Consider the following 2,784-nt stretch of genomic DNA (forward strand, 5'->3'; position numbering starts at 1 on the left):
AGTCCGCCGGGGCGTCGTCGGCGGCGCTGGAGTCCCCAGGCGCACAGCCGGCGAGCAGGGCGATGCCGGCGGCCGCCGCGAGGGCGGCGCCGGCGCGTGCCGGACGGGAAGCGAGTGCGGTGCGGATCATGGCGGTCCTCCTGGCTCGTGGGGGTCGACGCGACGCGTTGTACGGCATCCTCGCAAGCGCTCCTATGAGGCGCCTTTGAGCGCGTCGCGCGATCGCGACCTCGCGCCGCGCGCACGCAGCAGCGCCTTGAGCGCCTCGACCGCGAGGAAGATCGCGACGGACAGCACGAGCGGCAGGATCCAGGCTGCCGGGTCGAGAGGCCTCGACTCGAACAGCACGTTCATGAACGGGGCGTACATGTACACCAGCTGCAGCACGACCAGCGCGAGCGCCGACCACCACACCGCACGGTTGCCGCGGAGCACGTCGGGGGTGAGGCTCGAGCGCGCCAGGAAGCGGCAGTTGAACAGGTACGCGAACTGACCGAATACGAGCATGAGCACCGCTTCGGTCCGGGCGATCTCGATGTCGGCACCGGTGGCGACCACGCCGTAGAAGACGCCCATCGCCGCGCCGCCGATGATGAGTGAGACCACGAGGATGAAACCCAGCTCACGCCCGTCGATGATCGGCCCGCCGCTCGGCCGCGGCGGCCGTCGCATGATGCCGCGCTCGGCCGGCTCGTACGCCAGAGCGAGCGACAGGGTGACGGCGGTCACCATGTTGACCCACAGCACCTGCACGCTCGTCAGCGGCAACGCCAGCCCGAAGACGACGGCCACCAGGATCACGAGCGACTGCGCGCCGTTGGTCGGCAGCAGGAACACGATCGACTTGCGCAGATTGTCGTAGATGCGGCGCCCCTCGGCGATCGCGCTGCGGATCGTCGCGAAGTTGTCGTCCGCGAGCACGAACTCGGCGGCCTCCTTGGTCGCCTCGGTGCCCTTGATCCCCATCGCGATCCCGACGTCCGCGCGCGTGAGCGCCGGCGCGTCGTTGACGCCGTCCCCCGTCATCGCGACGACCTCGCCGTGCGACTGCAGCGCACGCACGATGCGGATCTTGTGCTCGGGGCTCGTGCGCGCGTACACGTCGACGTCGCGCACGACGGCCTTGAGCTGCTCCTGGGTGAGCGCCTCGAGCTCCGCGCCGGTGAGCACCTCGGCGTCGGCGTCGGCGAGCCCCATCTCGTGCGCGATCGCGAGCGCGGTGCCCGCGTGGTCGCCCGTGATCATCTTCACGCGGATGCCGGCGGTGTGGCAGTCCGCGATGGCCTGGACCGCCTCGGGCCGAGGCGGGTCGACGATGCCCCACACGCCCAGGAACTCGAGGTCGATCAGGTCGTCGAGCGCGAACGACTCGGCGTCGGCGCGCACCGGCTTGCGGGCGGCCGCGAGCACCCGCAGTCCCTGCGCGCTGAGCTCGGCGATGGCCGCCTCCCACCGCACGAGATCGAGGGGCTCCGCGCCGTTCGCGCCGCGCTGCGTGAGCGACCGCTCGAGAAGCCGGTCGGGCCCGCCCTTCACGAGGAGGCCGCGCGAACCGGTCGATCCCTCGTTCAGCGTCGCCATGAGCTTGTTCGCGGAGTCGAAGGGGATGACCGCGACGCGGCGGCTGCCCGTGCTGCCCACGCCGCCCTTCATCGCCGCGACCTTGAGCGCGCCCTCGGTGGGCTCGCCGACGAGGCTCCACCCACCGTCGTCGCCGCGGACGATGTGGGCGTCGTTGCACAGCGTCGCGACCGCGAGGATGGCGGCGAGGTCACCACCCTGCGCGCCGCGGCCGTCGGCCGGGACGATCCGTCCTTCGGGCACGTAGCCGAGCCCGGTGACGTCGTACTCGCCGATGGGCGTGACGATGCGCCGCACCGTCATCTCGTTCTTCGTCAGGGTGCCGGTCTTGTCGGAGCACACCGTCGTCACCGAGCCGAGAGCCTCGACGGCCGGCAGCTTGCGCGTGATGGCATTGTGGCGCGCCATCTGCTGCACGCCGATCGCAAGCGTGATCGTCACGAGCGCCGGGAGCCCCTCGGGGATCGCCGCCACGGCGAAGCCGATGGCGGCCGAGACCAGCTCGGAGAACGGCATCCCGTGAAGGAAGCGGCCGATCATGAGCATCACGGCGGCCATCCCGAGGATCACGACGGTGAGCACCCGGCCGAACCCGTCGAGCTGACGCGTGAGCGGCGTCGCGAGCGTTCCGGCCTCGTCGGCGAGGCTCTGGATGCGGCCGATCTCGGTCGACGCACCGGTCGCGGTCACGACGCCGCGGCCCTGCCCGGCGCTCACGATCGTGCCCGAGAACGCCATCGAGGCGCGGTCCCCGACTCCTGCGTCGGGATCGACGGCATCCGTCGTCTTGGACGAGGGCACCGATTCGCCGGTGAGCGCCGCCTCGTCGATGCGCAGCTGGAAAGCCTGCAGCAGCCGCACGTCGGCAGGCACCTTGTCACCCGGCATCAGCCGGATCACGTCGCCCGGGACGAGATCGGCGGCGGCCACCGTGGCCCAGCCGCCGTCGCGCCTCGCGCTGGCCTCGGACGACAGCATCCCGCGGATCCCCGCGAGCGCCTTCTCGGCTCGGCCCTCCTGCACGAACCCCACCACGGCGTTGATGATCGCGACGACCACGATGACCCAGAAGTCGAGCCAGTCCCCCATGAGCGCCTTGATGAGGGCGGCGCCCAGCAGGATGTAGATCAGCGTGTCGTTGAAGTGCGCAAGGAACCGCAGGATCGCGGGCCGCCGAGCCGGCTCGGGGAGCCGGTTCGGGCC

Annotated in this window: 1 protein-coding gene; it reads right to left on the reverse strand. The window is 71.4% G+C overall.

The genetic code is table 11. The features are described from left to right. Positions 1 to 192: 192 nt before the first annotated feature. The coding region (locus tag EIO58_RS15645) for an HAD-IC family P-type ATPase (protein ID WP_127820285.1) at positions 193 to 2,784 on the reverse strand (2,592 nt) is incomplete at its 5' end.

This window comes from Microbacterium sp. CPCC 204701 (assembly GCF_004010105.1).
Lineage (GTDB): Bacteria > Actinomycetota > Actinomycetes > Actinomycetales > Microbacteriaceae > Microbacterium.